The organism is Collinsella sp. LCP19S3_B6 (assembly GCF_052121815.1).
In the GTDB taxonomy this organism is placed as follows: domain Bacteria; phylum Actinomycetota; class Coriobacteriia; order Coriobacteriales; family Coriobacteriaceae; genus Collinsella.
On the sequence record NZ_JBQKDN010000005.1, the window covers coordinates 46,422 to 62,927 of the forward strand.

The 16,506-nt window shown below is 61.7% G+C and carries 11 protein-coding genes; 4 read left to right on the top strand and 7 right to left on the bottom strand.

Annotated features, from left to right (window positions below; all coding sequences use genetic code 11):
• Positions 1–20 precede the first annotated feature (20 nt).
• Positions 21–1,784: a threonine--tRNA ligase gene (thrS, locus tag ACTQWD_RS03060; RefSeq protein ID WP_441559224.1), complete on the bottom strand. Its 1,764-nt coding sequence runs from the start codon at positions 1,782–1,784 to the stop codon at positions 21–23.
• 257 nt (positions 1,785–2,041) lie between these two features.
• Positions 2,042–2,473: a double zinc ribbon domain-containing protein gene (locus ACTQWD_RS03065; protein WP_006234085.1), complete on the bottom strand. Its 432-nt coding sequence runs from the start codon at positions 2,471–2,473 to the stop codon at positions 2,042–2,044.
• Between the two features lie 806 nt (positions 2,474–3,279).
• Here ACTQWD_RS03065 and ACTQWD_RS03070 point away from each other — a divergent pair.
• The 4 genes from ACTQWD_RS03070 (at position 3,280) to ACTQWD_RS03085 (ending at position 8,121) form a co-directional block, all read left to right on the top strand.
• Complete coding sequence (locus tag ACTQWD_RS03070; RefSeq protein ID WP_441559249.1) at positions 3,280–4,743, top strand: NAD(P)/FAD-dependent oxidoreductase; 1,464 nt, start codon at positions 3,280–3,282, stop codon at positions 4,741–4,743.
• A gap of 1 nt (position 4,744) precedes the next feature.
• Entirely contained in the window at positions 4,745–6,166 is a 1,422-nt protein-coding gene (locus ACTQWD_RS03075; RefSeq protein WP_441559225.1) for an NAD(P)/FAD-dependent oxidoreductase, read from the top strand.
• A gap of 2 nt (positions 6,167–6,168) precedes the next feature.
• Entirely contained in the window at positions 6,169–6,567 is a 399-nt protein-coding gene (locus ACTQWD_RS03080) for a DUF1667 domain-containing protein (RefSeq protein ID WP_427728710.1), read from the top strand.
• Between the two features lie 465 nt (positions 6,568–7,032).
• Positions 7,033–8,121: a M24 family metallopeptidase gene (locus ACTQWD_RS03085; protein ID WP_441559226.1), complete on the top strand. Its 1,089-nt coding sequence runs from the start codon at positions 7,033–7,035 to the stop codon at positions 8,119–8,121.
• 239 nt (positions 8,122–8,360) lie between these two features.
• On the opposite strand, the gene ACTQWD_RS03090 is transcribed toward ACTQWD_RS03085, so the two are convergent.
• The 5 genes from ACTQWD_RS03090 to tig form a co-directional block, all read right to left on the bottom strand.
• Entirely contained in the window at positions 8,361–9,704 is a 1,344-nt protein-coding gene (locus ACTQWD_RS03090; RefSeq protein WP_441559227.1) for a bifunctional folylpolyglutamate synthase/dihydrofolate synthase, read from the bottom strand.
• Positions 9,705–9,982: 278 nt separating this feature from the next.
• Entirely contained in the window at positions 9,983–12,679 is a 2,697-nt protein-coding gene (locus ACTQWD_RS03095) for a valine--tRNA ligase (RefSeq protein ID WP_441559228.1), read from the bottom strand.
• A gap of 308 nt (positions 12,680–12,987) precedes the next feature.
• Positions 12,988–14,403: an ATP-dependent Clp protease ATP-binding subunit ClpX gene (gene clpX / locus ACTQWD_RS03100; protein ID WP_154515377.1), complete on the bottom strand. Its 1,416-nt coding sequence runs from the start codon at positions 14,401–14,403 to the stop codon at positions 12,988–12,990.
• Position 14,404: 1 nt separating this feature from the next.
• The gene (locus tag ACTQWD_RS03105) at positions 14,405–15,025 is read right to left on the bottom strand and encodes an ATP-dependent Clp protease proteolytic subunit (protein ID WP_022095182.1); all 621 of its coding nucleotides are present in this window, start codon (positions 15,023–15,025) and stop codon (positions 14,405–14,407) included.
• 163 nt (positions 15,026–15,188) lie between these two features.
• Positions 15,189–16,490: a trigger factor gene (tig, locus tag ACTQWD_RS03110; RefSeq protein ID WP_441068066.1), complete on the bottom strand. Its 1,302-nt coding sequence runs from the start codon at positions 16,488–16,490 to the stop codon at positions 15,189–15,191.
• Positions 16,491–16,506: the final 16 nt, after the last annotated feature.

A 16,506-nucleotide genomic window follows, 5' to 3' on the forward strand; every position in this document is an offset into this window, starting at 1 on the left:
TGCTTCTTGTGTTGTTCGTGCTAGGCGCGAGTCTTAATCTCCTCGGTCACCTTAGCCACAAACTCATCGACGCTCATCTGAACGGTCTCGTTGGAGCGATCGCGGACAGAGATGTTGCCGGCCTCGACCTCTTTCTCGCCCAGGATGAGCATATAGGGCACGCGGTCAATGGAGCGGGCCTCGCGGATCTTGTAGCCGATCTTCTCGTCGCGGTCGTCGCAGACCACGCGAATGCCGGCCTCTTCCAGCTTGGCACACACCTCGTGGGCATAGTCGCGGCTCTTCTCGGAAACCGGAAGTGCCTTGACCTGCACGGGAGCCAGCCAGGTGGGGAACTTGCCCGCAAAGTGCTCGATCAGAATACCGATGAAGCGCTCGATGGAGCCAAAGCATACGCGATGCAACATGATGGGGCGCTTCTTGGTGCCGTCGGCGTCCACGTACTCCAGGTCAAAGTTGAGCGGCATCTGGAAGTCGAGCTGGACGGTACCGCACTGCCAGGTACGGCCGAGCGAGTCCTCCAGGTGGAAGTCAATCTTGGGGCCATAGAAGGCGCCGTCGCCCTCGTTGACCTCGTAGTCCATACCCAGCTTCTCCAGAGCGGTGCGAAGGCCCTCTTCGGCGCGAGCCCAGTCCTCGTCAGAACCCATGGAGTCCTCGGGGCGGGTGGAAAGCTCAACGTGATACTTAAAGCCAAACTTCTGGTACACAGAGTCGATAAGGTTGACCACGCCCACGATCTCGTCGGTCAGCTGGTCGGGGCGCACAAACAGGTGGGCGTCGTCCTGGTTAAAGCAGCGCACGCGGAACAGGCCGTGCAGGGCTCCGCGCAGCTCGTGGCGGTGCACCAGGCCAATCTCGCCGGCGCGGATGGGCAGCTCGCGGTAGGAGTGCGGCTTGGAGGCGTACACCAGCACGCCGCCCGGGCAGTTCATGGGCTTAATGCAGTACTCTTCGTCGTCGATGACGGTGGAGTACATGTTGTCCTTGTAGTGGTCCCAATGGCCCGAGGTCTTCCACAGCTGCTTGTTCATGATGAGCGGCGTGGAGATCTCCACGTAGCCGGCCTTGTGGTGGATCTCGCGCCAGTAGTCCAGCAGCGTGTTCTTAAGGATCATGCCGTTGGGCAGGAAGAACGGGAAGCCGGGGGCCTCGTCGCGCATCATAAAGAGGTCCATCTCGCGGCCGATCTTGCGGTGGTCGCGCTTCTTGGCCTCCTCCAGCATGTGCATATGCTCGTCGAGCTCTTCCTTGGTGGCAAAGGCGACGCCGTTGATGCGGGTGAGCATCTTGTTGTCCTTGTCACCCTTCCAGTAGGCGCCCGAGACGCCGGTGAGCTTAAAGGCCTTGAGGGCCTTGGTGTAGCAGATATGGGGGCCGACACACATGTCGATGTAGTCGCCCTGCTGGTAGAAGGTGATGCGGGCGTCGTCGTCCAGGTCGCCGATGTGCTCGACCTTGTACTTCTCGCCGCGCTCCTCCATAAGGGCGATGGCCTCAGCACGGGGCTTCTCGTACACGGAGAACTTGAGGTTCTCCTTGCAGATCTTCTTCATCTCGGCCTCGATCGCGGGGAAGTCGTCCTCGCTGATCTTGACGCCCTCGGGCAGGTCGACGTCGTAGTAAAAGCCGTTGTCGGTCGCGGGGCCGTAGGCAAAATCGGCCTGGGGGTACAGGCGCTTGATGGCCTGCGCCATGATATGCGCGGCGGAGTGGCGGATGACGTGCGTGACCTCGTCCTGCGGGAGCTCGGCCACCGAACCGTCATTGTAGAGTGCCTTCATGGGTATGTTTTCTCCTCTCGGATGCCTGGTGCAAGTGCTGCTTGGCGCCGTGCGGTGTGCATTGCGCTTGCCGGCGCGTGCGTTTTGACTTGCATCATTATAGGCAGGTTACCTAGGTATACAAGCGCCCGCCGCACCTGAATGGCACGGCGGGCGAATTTCTACGCATGCTTCATCGCGTGGGGCGGGTGCAGGGCGCGCGGCGTTCGCGTGGCGCGCGGGGCCCGTGGCTTGCGGCCAGCCCGGCGATGGATGCGCTACTGGATGCGAGTTCGGCAGTAGGGGCAGACCTTCCAGTGTGCGTCGAGCGGGCGATGGCAGCTGGGGCACACGTTGCGAACCTGGGTGTCGCACACCGGGCAGACCACAAAGTCCTTCTCGATGGGCGCACCGCACTGCGGGCAGGTGCCGTACTGGGCAAGCTGGCGCTCGCGCAGGGCCATGTCCAGCTCCTGCTCCTCGCGGTCGGCCGCATAGGAGTGCGGGCGCAGGACCAGGTAGGCAATGAGGCCTACAAACGGGATGAGGGCAATAATGCCCCATGCCACGTAAGCGCTAGCGCCGCGGCGGCGGGCGTCAATAAACACATAGACGACCGACAGCACGTACAGGGCGATGATAAAGCCAACAAAGGCATAGATGACGCCCATAAGCTGCGGCGACATGAGCTCGGAGATGTACTTGGACATTACGGGTACCTTTCGGGGTAGTTACAACTCGAGTTAGTGTAACACGGGGGTTAACGATTTGGCAGGTCGCAGGCATGGGCGGATAGAAACATCTCAATCTGTAACAGGTGAGAGCGGAATCCAGGTCCAGATGTTACAAAATTAGACAAACCGTTCTCTCCCAGACTTAAATCTCAGTCTGTAACATCTTGGCTCCAGAATCAGTCCCTACTGTTACAGATCAAGATGAACGGTGAGCCCTCCGTTAAATATCTCAATCTGTAACAACTAGGGGCCAGAAACCCTTCTATCTGTTACAGATCAAGACAAAGGAAAATGTCCAATCTCAATATCTCAATCTGTAACATCAACTCGGCAAAAACAGGTCTAACTGTTACAGATTTAGACATTCGAAACCGACTGATGGGTTCATCTAAATCTGTAACATCTAGACCCCAAAACGGTCCCGAGATGTTACAGATCGAGACAGATAACCTCTCCCTGACTTTAAATCTCAATCTGTAACACATAGGACCGATTTTCTACTCTTACTGTTACAAATCAAGACAAACAGAGGGCCCACCTGGCAAACGTCTCAATCTGTAACATCTGGAACCCAACTCTTCTGCTTACCGTTACAGAACGAGACAAACCTTTGACAACAGGGGTGCCAGACGAGGTCACCGATTGACCTGAGTCTCCCCTCGCCTGCCGTTGGCGGATGCAGCGGGGCTGTTCGCCGCATTGCCGCTGCGCGGGGGATGCGCACACCGTAGGATAGCCTTATTGACAGCCTGTCAACTCGTCTTGGAGGCACTGTGACAGAAATGTTTGATATCGCGATTGTGGGCGCGGGCATCACCGGATGCGCCATCGCACGGCAGCTCGCACGCTATGACCTGTCCATCTGCGTGGTCGAGGCGGCCAACGACATTGCCCTGGGCGCGTCGAAGGCCAACGGCGGTCTGGTGCACGCCGGCTACGATCCGGCGCCGGGCACGGTTAAGGCCCAGGTCAACGCCCGCGGCTGCGAGCTATATGGCACGTGGGCCCAGGAGCTGGGCTTTTTGTTTTGCCGCACCGGGTCCATGGTGCTGGGATTTAGCGACCAAGACCGCGCGCAGCTGGAGCAGCTGCAAAGCAACGGGCTGGCAAACAGCGTACCCGAGTTGGCGATCATCGGGGCCGAGCGCATCCACGAGCTGGAGCCGCGCGCCAGCGCCCAGGCCACGTGCGCGCTGTGGTGTCCCTCGACCGGCTATGTCGATCCGTTTGAGGTCGCCATCGCCGCGATGGAGAACGCGGTCGCCAACGGCGTGACGTTTGTGCGCTCCGCACCGGTGGAGACGATCGAGGTAGCTCCCGGCGCTGGCGACAGGAGCGGTGACGGGACCGCTCGTTTTACGCTGGTGACACCGGCCGGTGATGTGCGCTGCCGCTATTTGATTAACGCGGCGGGCAACGGCGCCGCAGACATCTCGCATATGGCGGGCGCCGAGGAGTTCCAGATGGTCTGGCGCCAGGGCAACATTGTGGTGCTGGACAAGGAGCCGCGCGCGCTCATGCCGCTCTACCCCGTTCCCACGCCGGTTTCCAAGGGCGTCATCGTCACGGGTACCGTACACGGCAACACCGTAATTACCGCGACGGCCGCTGTGCGCGAGGCTGGCGACACGCAGACCTATGCGAGCGATGTCGACGCGCTGCTGAGCGGCGCGCGCAAACTGGTGCCCGATCTGGACACGCGCCGCGTGGTGCGAGCGTTTGCCGGCGGGCGTCCGGTCATTAAGGGAACGAACGACTTTTTTATTGGACAGTCCGCCGTGGTGCCGGGGCTGTTCCAGGCGGCGGGCATTCAGTCGCCGGGCGTAGCGAGCGCTCCGGCCATTGCCGAGCGAATGGAGCAGGTGCTGCGCGAGGCGGGCGTTGCTTTGCGCGAGCGGGCCGATTGGGATCCGATTCGCCGTGCGCCGGACGACTTCGACCGTGCGCCGCTTGCGCGCAAGGAGGAGCTGATCGAGTCCGACCCCGCGTGGGGGCAGATTGTCTGCCGCTGCGAGACGGTGCCCGAGGCCGAGATCGTGGCCGCGATTCGACGCCGCCCGGGTGCGGTCTCGGTCGAGGGCGTCAAACGCCGCTGCCGTGCCGGCATGGGTCGGTGCCAGAGCGGCTTTTGCCAAAGCCGCGTGGTGGCGATTCTGGCCCGCGAGCTGGGCTGCGATCCCAGCGAGGTGCTGCTGGAGGACACTGGCTCGTGGCTCGTTGAGGGACCTTTGAAGGGGGTGCGCTAGGATGGCGACGAGTATCGATATGGGTGCGGTATCGGGCGTCGAGTGCACTTGCGCAGATGCCGACAGGGCATCAATTGCTGCCGGCGCCGTGCAGACGCAGGCGTTCGACGTAGTCGTTATCGGCGGCGGACCTGCCGGCATGGCGGCCGCACTTGCCGCACACAAGGCCGGAGCGCGCGTGGCCATCGTTGAGCGCGAACAGCACCTGGGCGGCATCCTGCGCCAGTGCATCCACCCGGGCTTTGGCCTCTCACACTTTAAGCAGGAACTGACCGGTCCCGAGTACGCACAGCGCTTTATCGACCAGGTGCGCGAAACCGATATCGCACTGTTCCTGGACAGTATGGTGATTGGGATCGACTCAAGCGAGGACAAAGTCGCAGGCACGGGCGCAAGTGGCGCGGCGAGCGAAGCCTCGGCACACACCGTCACGCTCATGAGCCCCGCCGGCATGTTGCAGCTCACCGGGCGCGCCGTCGTCCTTGCCATGGGGTGTCGCGAGCGCACGCGCAGCGAGATCAAGATTCCCGGCAGCCGCCCCGCCGGCGTGTTTACCGCCGGCCTGGCGCAGCGATACATCAACATCGACAACCTCAAGCCCGGCTCGCGCGCCGTCATTTTAGGCTCGGGCGACATTGGGCTCATCATGGCGCGTCGCTGCACGCTCGAGGGGATTTCGGTCGAGGGCGTGTACGAGCTTATGCCATACGCCAACGGCCTGCGCCGCAATGTAAAGAATTGCCTGGACGATTTTGGCATTCCGCTGCACCTGTCCACCACCGTCACACGCGTGATTGGGCACGACCGCGTGGAGGCCGTCGAGGTGAGCCAGGTCGACGAAAATCTGGCGCCCATTCCGGGGACCGAGCACATCGTTTCGTGCGACACCCTGCTGCTTTCGGTAGGTTTGATTCCCGAGAACGAGCTTTCGGTAGGCGCGGGTGTTGAGCTTGACCCGCGCACGCGCGGCGCCGTGGTGGACCAGAGCCTGCAGACGGGCGTGCCGGGCATCTTTGCCTGCGGCAACGTGCTGCACGTGCACGACCTGGCCGATAACGTGACGGCCGAGTCCGAGCGTGCCGGCGCAGCCGCGGCGACGTACGCGCTGGGGACCGGCGCGGATGTCGAGACGGGCGCTGGCTGCCAGCTCACGGTCTCCCCTGCCGACATTGCCGGCTACGCGCTGCCGGGACGCATTACGGCCGTGGCACTCACCAGGCTCAACTTCCGCGTGCGCCGGCCGGTCGATGCCGCCCGCGTGCGCATTCTGGCGGGCGACGAGGAACTGCTTACGGGCAAGGTCCGCGCGTTTAAACCGAGCGTTATGGAAAGCTTCCCGCTGCCGGCAAAGGTGATACAGCGAGCGCTCGACCTGGGTGCCAGCGAGATTATCCTTTCCGTCGAGCCCGTCGAGGAGGCATAGCCATGAGCACAAATGCGATCGAGACGCTACAGTTCAACTGCACCACCTGCCCATCCGAGTGCCTCCTTACGGTGGAAGTGGAGCGCGGGGCCGACGACCGCGTGGCGACGGTGCGCGCCGTGACCGGCAACAGCTGCCCGCGCGGCGATAAGTTCGCACATCAGGAGCTCACCTGCCCCATGCGCGTCCTCACTACCACCGTGGCGGTATCAGGCGGCGACGAGGCGCTGCTGCCCGTCCGCACGGCCGAAGCCATCCCGCTCGAACTCCATGCCCAGACCATGGACCTCATCCGCGGCCTAGTGGTCAAAGCCCCCATCCGCATGGGCGATGTAGTCCTCCCCAACCTCCTAGACACCGGTACCGACCTCATCGCCAGCATGGACATCGACCCGGCCTAAGCAGCTCGTTTGGGACGGTGCTCTTTTAGCTACCCGCATCCGCCCCGCCCCTCCTCAATTGCGGTGAAATAATTCCCGATTTCCGCCAAAACCCCGGCATCAAGGAACTATTCCACCGCAACTTGCCTTGGGATCGGTATTTAGCTTGTGCCTACTTTAGTGCCATTTCAAAACTATGCCGGATTACGGGGCTGATTCGGAGACCCCCACCCATACCGGCAATTTTCGATTTTTGATAAGCCTTCTACATGCGGTTTTAATTTCGCGATTTTTCCCATGGTCAAGTAATACAGGTCCAGCCCCGTAATCCGCCATAGTTTTGAAACCAGCCCATTTGGGACGGGACCATATTGACTGCTTTTACCTATCAGCTCGCATGTTTGACGCAGCTAAAATAGCCCCGTCCCAAATTGACTACCCTGGCATTGGGGATACCATGGTGGCAACCTAACGAAAGGACGATGTATGGCACATGTCGATGACCAGCGCGTGGCACGCGTGCTCGATGCGCTCGAGGCTCAGCACCCCGGCGCGCAGCTGCTCGTAAACGACCCGTGGTCGATTTATTACCTGACCGGCTTTTATGCCGATATGTTCGAGCGTTTTTGCGGCGTACTGCTCGCACGCGGTAGCGAGCCCGTGATCTTGGTCAACGCGCTGCATCAGCTGCCCGAGTATGACAATGCCCGCGTCGCGTACCACACCGATACCGACGTCGTGGCCGACGCCATCGCTCGCGAAGTTGATCCGACCAAACCGCTCGGCATCGACACCGTCATGCGCTCCGGCTTCTTGATGCCCCTCATGGAGCGCCATGCCGCGAGCGAATTCTTCCTAGGCGATTTTGCCGTGACCGCCGCGCGAACCTACAAAGACGACGCCGAGCAGGAGCTTATGCGCGTGTCCTCGGCCGCTAACGACGCCGTGATGGCCGACGCGATCGAGCTCGTCCACGAAGGCGTGACAGAGCGCGAGATCGCCGACCAGATGCTTGGCCTGTATCGCAAGCACGATTGCGAGGGCTTTAGCTTTCCGCCCATCGTGAGCTTTGGCGCCAACGCCGGCGACCCGCACCACGAGCCAGACGATACGGTACTCAAGCGTGGCGACGTGGTGCTGTTCGACATTGGCGGGCGTCGCCGCAACTATTGCTCGGACATGACGCGCACGTTCTTTTGGGGCGAGCCGGACGAGGAGACGGCACGCATCTACGACATCGTGCGCCGCGCCAACGAGGCCGCCGAGGCGCTCATCGCCCCGGGCGTGCGCATGTGCGACCTGGACCGTGCCGCGCGCGACGTGATTGAGGACGCGGGTTATGGCAAGTACTTTACGCACCGTCTGGGACACTCGATCGGCCTGCAAGACCACGAGCCGGGCGACGTCTCGCTCGTCAACGAGCAGGTCGTGGAGCCGGGCATGACGTTTTCCATCGAGCCGGGCATCTACCTCCCCGGCCGCACCGGCGTCCGCATCGAGGACCTTGCCCTGGTCACCGAGAGCGGCGTCGAGATCCTCAACGCCTACCCCCACGATCCGGTCCGCCTAGACTAGGCAATGCGGCAAAGGGACAGCCCCTTTGCCGCATCACATGAATGCCGCCACGAAATGGGCCTATCTACTACGTTTAACCCGCATGGGGTGACCATGCGGGTATTTTTTGAAAATTGGCAAGCCTTCTGCCTGCGGTTTTGATTTTGCGATTCTCGGCATGGTTGAGGGTAGCCGGTCAAACGTAGTAGATAGGCCCATTTCGTGGCGAGCAGGCAAACTAGCTACCCTGCGGAAGGGATCTAGCGGAGCAGACCGGCAACTTCGCCGGCCAGGGTGATGGTGCCTGCTGCTACGAAGGGCTCGCCTGCGGCCTCAAAGGCTGCGAGGGCCTCGGACACGCTGGGGTACACGCCTGCGAGCTTATCGGAATCCACCAGGGCAGCAAGCTCCTCCGCCGGCAGGGCGCGATCGGAATCGGTCTGCGTGACGACCACGCGCGGGAAGGCCGGGATCAGCACGTCGACGATACCCGCCACGTCCTTGTCTGCCAGCGCGGCGCACAGCAACGTGGGGCGATTCTCTACGCACGGATCGATCTCGTCCAAGGCGCTCACAAAGTTCTCGCAACTCTGGGGGTTATGGCAGGCGTCGATCAGCTTGAGCGGGTCGGTTCCCAACACATCAAAACGGCCCGGCGTAGGGCAGCCCATAAGCGAAGCATCAAGCGCCTCGTGGTCGAGCTCGCGACCCAGATACCCCTCGCAGAGCATAATCGCGCACGCGGCATTCTGCGGCTGATACGCCGGCTTAACCATGCTCGACGTATAAATCGCACGCGGCGTGGTGCAGCTAAACTCAACCGTATCGCCCACATGCGCCGGCACCTTGGTCGTGGCGTGGCTCACCACCAGCGGCACCACACCACACTCGCGACAACGGGCATCCATAACGCGCTGAACGCTCGGCTCATGCGTGCCCTCGCCCAGCACAACCAGGTGTCCGGTCTTAATGACGGCGGCCTTCTCCCCCGCAATGGCCTCGAGCGTATCGCCCAGAATGCGCGTGTGGTCGAGTCCGATGCCCGTGATGGCAACGGCGACAGGATCGGTCGCGCTCGTGGCGTCCCAGCGACCGCCCATGCCGACCTCGAGCACGGCGACATCCACGCGAGCCTCGGCAAACACCACAAGTGCGGCGGCCGTCAGCAGGTCAAAAGGCGTGATGGTATAGGCACGCTCCCCCGCCACCACGCGGCGCGCATTCACTCGATGCCCCGCCTCAACAGCAGCAGAAACGCCACGGGCAAACGCCTCATCGCTCACGACGTGCCCATCGACCTCCATGCGCTCGGGATAGCGAACAAGCTGCGGCGACGTATAAAGCGCAGCCTTGAGCCCCTCGCCGCGAAGGATAGCAGCCGAAAAACGCGTGGTCGAAGTTTTGCCATTGGTACCGGCAACCTGAATGCAATCAAAGTACTCGTCCGGCCGCTCCAGCTCATCGAGCATATCGACAACCGTCTCGAGCAGAGGACCAGCATCCCCAGAAATCCGCCCCGTATCGGCAGCAAGCCCAACAGCCTCATCAAACGAAAGCAACTCAAACGAGAAAGGAACGACATACGACCCAGAACGCTTAGCCATAACCCAAAGTCCCCTCAACATAAAAAGAGGCCCGAATCAACAACGAGCCCCTCCCATTCAAAATATCAGCCAAACACCGCTTTGCAGCAGAATCAAGGCCACAACCAAGTGGCCCTAACTAACCAGTTGCAAACAACCACGTAAACGACCTGGGAGCGGTTTGGGGCTTTGCTCGATACAAGTTCCGCACGAGCCGAAGGCCACTTAATGTGGCCTTCGTGCGAGCAGGACTGTCCGCAGTAGCGAGCAATGCCCCAAACCGCATCCCCCAGTAACGCCTACGAGAAGTCAGCAACCTGAGCAGTCAGCGCCTCCAGGATCTCCTTGAGCTCAGCTGCACGGTCCCTCTTCTTCTGGACCACCGCGGGCGCGGCCTTGGCCACAAAGCCCTCGTTGGCGAGCGTCTTCTCGCAGCCGGCGAGCTCCTTCTGGGCCGCGGCAATCTCCTTCTCCAGACGTGCCTTCTCGGCCGAAAGGTCAACCTTGCCCTCGAGCACCACAAAGACCTCGACGCCGCTGTCGACCACGGCGATGCTCGCGGCCGGCTTCTCAACATCGGTACCCATGACCAGCGAGGCGGTATTGGCCAGCGGCTCGATGGTCGAGCGCAGGCTCTCGAGCTTCTCGATGTCCTCGGCACCGGCACGCACGACCACGTCGAGCTCGGCCTTGGGGCTCAAGCGATAACGCGAACGCGTGGCGCGGGCGGCAGAAACGACGGTGCGACACAGCTCAAACGCGCGCTCGGCGTCCTCGTCGACATACTTGACATAGTCGGCAGGCTCGGGCCACTTGGCGATCATGAGCGCCTCGGCGCGGTCCACGTTGCCCTCGGCGTCCAGGTCGAGCACGCTCGCCGGCATGTTGTCCCAGATCTCCTCGGTGACAAACGGCATGAGCGGGTGCATCAGGCGAATAGAGGTATCGAGCACAAAGATCAGGTTTCGCTGCGCCTGCAGACGGCCCTCGCCCTTCAGGCGCGCCTTGGTGACTTCGACGTACCAGTCGCAGACCTCGTTCCAGAAGAACTGCTGAACGCCGCGGGCCATGTCGCCAAAGGTGTAGTTCTCGATGCCCTCGGTGACCATCTTGACGGCCTTGGCCAGACGGCTGAACATCCAGGCGTCGGCCGGCGTCTCCACGACGGGCTCGCCGGGCGTGTAGCCCTCCATGTTCATAAGCAGGAAGCGGCTGGCGTTCCAGATCTTGGTCACAAACGACTTGGCCTGCTCGGTACGCGGGCTGTCGATAAGCTTCTTGGTCTTCTTATCGATGTTCGCGTCAAACTTGACATCCTGGTTGTTGGTGCAGAGCGTCAGCAGGTTGTAACGCATGGCGTCGGCACCGTACATGCCAATGAGGTCCATGGGGTCAACGCCGTTGCCCTTAGACTTGGACATGCGGCTGCCGTCCTTGGCAAGAATCGTCGGGTAGATGACGACGTCCTTAAACGGCACCTCGTCCAGGAAGTACAGCGAGCTCATGACCATGCGGGCGACCCACAGCGCGATGATGTCGCGCGCGGTGACGAGCGCCGTCGTGGGGTGATGTCCCTCGAGCAGCTCCGGCTTTTGGGGCCAGCCCTGCGTGGCGAAAGTCCACAGCTGCGAGCTGAACCAGGTGTCCAGCACGTTCTCGTCCTGATGCACGTGATGACCGCCGCACTTAGGGCACACGTCGGTGTCCTCGGTAAGGGCATCCTCCCAGCCGCAGTCCTCGCAGTAGAACACGGGAATACGGTGGCCCCACCACAGCTGGCGGCTGATGCACCAGTCCTTGAGGTTCTCCATCCAGGTGGTATAGGTCTGCGTCCAACGCGCGGGGTGGAAGGTCACCTTGCCGGAGTTGACGGCATCGAGCGCCGGCCCCTTGAGCTTGTCGACGGCCACAAACCACTGCTCGGACAGCCACGGCTCCAGTGCGGAGTCGCAACGGTAGCAGTGCATGACGGAGTGATCGTGATCCTCGACGTGATCGAGCAGGTCGTGCTCCTCAAACCACTTGATGACGGCCTCGCGGCACTCCTCGCGGGTCATGCCGGTAAACTCGCCGTAGCCCTCGACGACCACCGCATGCTCGTCAAAGATGTTGATCTGCGGCAGGCCGTGGGCCTGACCCATGGCGTAGTCGTTGGGGTCGTGGGCCGGGGTGACCTTGACAAAGCCGGAGCCAAAGTTGGCGTCGACATGCCAATCCTCAAAGATGGGGATCTCGCGGTCGACGATGGGGAGCTTGACGGTCTTACCCACAAAGGCGGCCTTCTCGGGGTCCTTCGGGGAGACAGCCACGCCCGTGTCGCCGAGCATGGTCTCGGGGCGCGTAGTGGCGACGACGATGTAGTCCTGGCCGTTGACCGGCTCGGTCAGCGGGTAGCGCAGGTGCCACAGGTGACCCTTCTCGTCCTTGTACTCGGCCTCGTCGTCCGAGATGGCGGTGGTGCAGTTGGGGCACCAGTTGACGATGCGCTTGCCGCGGTAGATCAGGCCGTCGTGGTACCAGTCGCAGAACACCTTGCGCACGGCCTGGGCGTAGTCCTCGTCCATGGTAAAGCGCTCGTTATCAAAGTCGACGGAGCAGCCCATACGCTTGATCTGCTCGACGATGATGCCGCCGTACTCGTGGGTCCAATCCCAGCAGGCGTCGACAAACTTATCGCGGCCGATCTCCAGGCGGCTGATGTCCTCGCTCTTGAGCTTCTTGTCGACCTTGGTCTGCGTGGCGATACCGGCGTGATCGGTACCGAGCACCCAGCGGGTGGACCTGCCGCGCATGCGGGCCATGCGGATGATGGCATCCTGGATGGAGTCGTCGGTGGCGTGGCCCATGTGGAGCTTGCCGGTCACGTTGGGAGGCGGAATGGTGACAGTGCAGTCGCCCACGCCCTCACGGCGCTTGTAGTAGCCGCCGTCGAGCCACTTCTGCAGGATCGCCGGCTCGTTGGTCGACGGATCGTAGTTTTTGGGCATCTCTTCCATATATCTCTCCCGTCCCACCGGGGAGGAATGTAGGCCCGCCAGGGTCTGCATTCCTCCCCTTAGGTATCGATTACTTCAGTCTGATACGACTTCGCTGAGGCTTAAACAAACACACAGAATAACACAGGTAGTTGGGGTTATTGCGTATATATAAAATAGCCTCCGACCGCGGGTGGTCGGAGGCTATTCAAATTCACATTTGCGAAACCTACCATTTAGGGACAGGTTTATTTTGGTCGGTTTTATATGGGCAAACATCATTCTCCCTGATAAAACCTGCCAAAATAAACCTGTCCCTTTTTGGCAGGTTAGCCGTAGATGCGCTGGGGCTGTTCGGTGCCCTTTACGGAGGCTTCGGTCACGATGACCTTGGCGACTCCTTCCTCGCTCGGCAGGTCGAACATCGTCTGCTGCAGCACGTCCTCGCAGATGGAGCGCAGGCCGCGGGCGCCGGTCTTGCGGGCAAGCGCCATGCGGGCAATCTCGTGCAGGGCGGCGTCCTCAAACTCAAGCTCAACGTCCTCGAGCTGGAACATCTTGCGGTACTGACGCACAACGGCGTTCTTTGGCTCGGTCAGGATCGACACCAGGTCGTCCTCGTCGAGCGCCTGTGTCTGGGTGACGACGGGCGTACGTCCCACAAACTCGGGGATCATACCAAAGGCGTTGAGGTCCTGCGGGAGCACCTGACGCAGCAGGTCGTTCTCGTCGACCGAGGTGGGGCCGGCGATCTCGGAGTTAAAGCCCACGCCCTTGTTGCCCACGCGATCGGCGATAATCTTGTCCAGACCCACAAAGGCACCGCCGCAGATAAACAAGATATTGGTCGTGTCGATCTGCAGCAGCTCCTGCTGGGGGTGCTTGCGGCCGCCGGTGGGCGGAACGCTTGCCACCGTGCCCTCAAGGATCTTAAGCAGCGCCTGCTGAACGCCCTCGCCCGAAACGTCGCGGGTGATGGAGAGGTTCTCGGCCTTGCGGGCGATCTTGTCGATCTCGTCCACGTAGATGATGCCGACCTGCGCACGCTCGATATCGCCATCGGCAGCGTTGATGAGCTTGAGCAGGATGTTCTCCACGTCCTCGCCCACGTAACCGGCCTCGGTGAGTGCGGTGGCGTCGGCGATGGCAAACGGCACCTCGAGGATGCGCGCGAGCGTCTGGGCGAGCAAGGTCTTACCGGTACCGGTGGGACCGAGCAGCAAGATGTTGGACTTGGCGAGCTCCACCTCGTCCATATCGTCGTCGAGCCGCGAACCCGCACCCGAGGCCTCGTCAAAGGCCGAAAGCGCGGCGCCGCCCTCGATCACGCGACGGTAGTGGTTGTACACGGCAACCGACATGGCGCGCTTGGCGTCTTCCTGACCCATGACATAGGCCGAAAGCTCGTCATAGATCTCGTGCGGGGTCGGCACGTGCGTGATGACCTGACGCACGTCGTCCTCGAGCTCAAAGCCCTCGGCCTCGGGATCCATGGCAGGCTGCCCGGCAGCCTGACCGTGGTCGTTGAGGAAGCCCGGCAGCTTGCCGTTGCAGGCGGCATCCATAAAGTCCGAAGCCAGCGACTCCTCCAAGATCTCGGAGCAGGCGGCAACGCACTCGTCGCAGATAAAGATGTTGGTGGGGCCCTTTACAAGGCGGCGCACCTGACCCTGCTCTTTTCCGCAGAAGGAGCAGCGGATGGGGTTGCCGTTCTCGTCAAAGTTGTCCTGCATGTTACCGGCCATCCTAGGCGTCCTTCGCGGCAAGATCGCGCGAGGTAACGATACGGTCGATCAGGCCGTAGTCAAGCGCCTCGGCAGCGGTCAGGTAGTTGTCGCGCTCGGTATCGGCCTGGACCTTCTCGATCGGCTGGCCCGAGGCGTCGGACAAGATCTGGTTGAGCTCGCGACGGGTCTTCTTGATCTCCTCGGCCACGATCTCGATCTCGGTCTGCTGACCCTGGGCACCGCCACTGGGCTGGTGAATCATGACCTTGGAGTGCGGCAGGCAGAAGCGCTTGCCCTTGGCGCCGGCCGAAAGCAGCACGGCGGCCATAGACGCGGCCATACCGACGCAAATGGTGGAGACCTGCGGCTTGATAAAGTTCATAGTGTCCAGAATCGCCAGGCCCGAGTAGACCTCGCCACCGGGCGAATTGATGTAGAGCGAGATATCCTTCTCGGCATCCTGGCTCTCAAGATGCAGCAGCTGGGCAACGACCAGGTTGGCGCTGACGGAGTTGATCTCCTCGCCCAAGAAGATGATGCGGTCGTTGAGCAGGCGCGAATAGATATCGTAGCTGCGCTCGCCGCGCGGCGTCTGCTCGATAACGTATGGCACGAGGGCGGAATCGAACTTAGCGATCATACGCATCTCCATTTCTCTCTTGCGGACCAAATTGGTTCTAGATAAACGTACGGTGCCCGCATGCTATGCATTGGCTGGCACCGTACGAAGCAACCGAATAACCGGTTTATAACTTTACCCCATCACGGGCGCCTGCATGCGCTCGCGGGAAAGGTGGCGAGAATTACTCGGCGTCCTTGGCGGTCTCGTCGACCTCGGTCACCTTGGCGTTCTCGACCAGGTGGTCGACGGCCTTGGAGCGACGGATGGACTCGCGGACGGCAGGCATGCGTCCATCGGCGATGAACTCGGCCTTGGAAGCCTCGACGTCCTTGACGCCAGCCTTCTCGAACTCGGCGTTGACGTCGTCCTCGGTGACCTCGATCTTGAGCTCACGGGCGAGGGCGTCGAGCGCCAGTGACTCGCGGGCAACGTCGTTGGCCTGCTTGTGCAGGTCGCCGATGAACTGCTCCATGGTCAGGCCGGAAGCGGGCAGCCAGGTGTCCAGCGTCATGCCGCGGGCAGCGAGGTTGGACAGGAAGTTCTGGCCAAGCTCCTCAAAGACAGACTGCTCGTAGTCGGCGTCCATCTCCTCGAGCTGCAGGCGCTCGGCGAGAGCGGCGACGCAACGGTTCTCCTTCTCGGCCGGAAGGCGGGAAGCCTTGTCCTGCTCGATCTCGAGCTTGATGGCGTCGCGCATAGCGTCGATGCTGTCGAAGCCAAAGTCGGACTTGACGAGCTCGTCGGTGAGCTCGGGGGTGTTGCGGACCTTGATGCCCTTGACGGTGACCTCGACGGTGTGGGTCTCGGCCTCCTCGCCCTCCTCGACCTCGTCGGTCCAGGTGACGGTCTTGACGTCGTCGACGTTAGCACCGATCAGAGCCTCGTTGAACTCCTTGGGGTTGCTGTCGCTACCGGCGATGAGCATGCGGCCCTCGGCAGCGAAGTTGTCGGCGTTCTCGACGGCCTTGAGGTCGACGGTAACGTAGTCCTCGGCCTCGACGGCACGATCCTCGACGTCCTCGAAGGTGGCACGGTAGTTGAGGAGCATCTCGACCTGGTTGTTGATCTCGGACTCGGTGACCTCCGCGGGAGGCATCTCGATCTCGACGGCGTCGTAGGAGGAGAGCTCGGCGGCAGGACGCAGAGAGAACTCGACGGTGTAGGTGTAGTCCTCGTGATCCTTGGCGAGGTCGAGCTCCTTGTAGTCACCGTTCTTGGTGGGGACGATGTCCAGCTCGTTGAGGACGGCGGGCTCGTTGGCGGCGATCAGATCGTTGGTGGCCTGAGCGAGGGTGGCTTCGGCGCCAAGAGCAGCGTCGATGACCGGACGGGGAGCCTTGCCGGCACGGAAGCCCGGGAAGCGGTACTTCTTGGCGGTGTCCTTGTAGGCCTTCTTGATCGCGGCGTCGACGTCGGCGGCCGGGATGGTGACCGTAGCGGTGAGCTTGGCGTCCTTGACGTCAGAAGCGGTGATGTTCAACACGTTCCTCCTCATACTG

Coding starts and splice junctions, on each gene's coding strand:
- ACTQWD_RS03065 (WP_006234085.1), bottom strand. CDS start 2,473: ATGTCCAAGTACATCTCCGAGCTCATGTCGCCGCAGCTTATGGGCGTC.
- thrS (WP_441559224.1), bottom strand. CDS start 1,784: ATGAAGGCACTCTACAATGACGGTTCGGTGGCCGAGCTCCCGCAGGAC.
- ACTQWD_RS03105 (WP_022095182.1), bottom strand. CDS start 15,025: ATGATCGCTAAGTTCGATTCCGCCCTCGTGCCATACGTTATCGAGCAG.
- ACTQWD_RS03095 (WP_441559228.1), bottom strand. CDS start 12,679: ATGGAAGAGATGCCCAAAAACTACGATCCGTCGACCAACGAGCCGGCG.
- clpX (WP_154515377.1), bottom strand. CDS start 14,403: ATGGCCGGTAACATGCAGGACAACTTTGACGAGAACGGCAACCCCATC.
- ACTQWD_RS03075 (WP_441559225.1), top strand. CDS start 4,745: ATGGCGACGAGTATCGATATGGGTGCGGTATCGGGCGTCGAGTGCACT.
- ACTQWD_RS03070 (WP_441559249.1), top strand. CDS start 3,280: ATGTTTGATATCGCGATTGTGGGCGCGGGCATCACCGGATGCGCCATC.
- ACTQWD_RS03085 (WP_441559226.1), top strand. CDS start 7,033: ATGGCACATGTCGATGACCAGCGCGTGGCACGCGTGCTCGATGCGCTC.
- ACTQWD_RS03080 (WP_427728710.1), top strand. CDS start 6,169: ATGAGCACAAATGCGATCGAGACGCTACAGTTCAACTGCACCACCTGC.
- ACTQWD_RS03090 (WP_441559227.1), bottom strand. CDS start 9,704: ATGGCTAAGCGTTCTGGGTCGTATGTCGTTCCTTTCTCGTTTGAGTTG.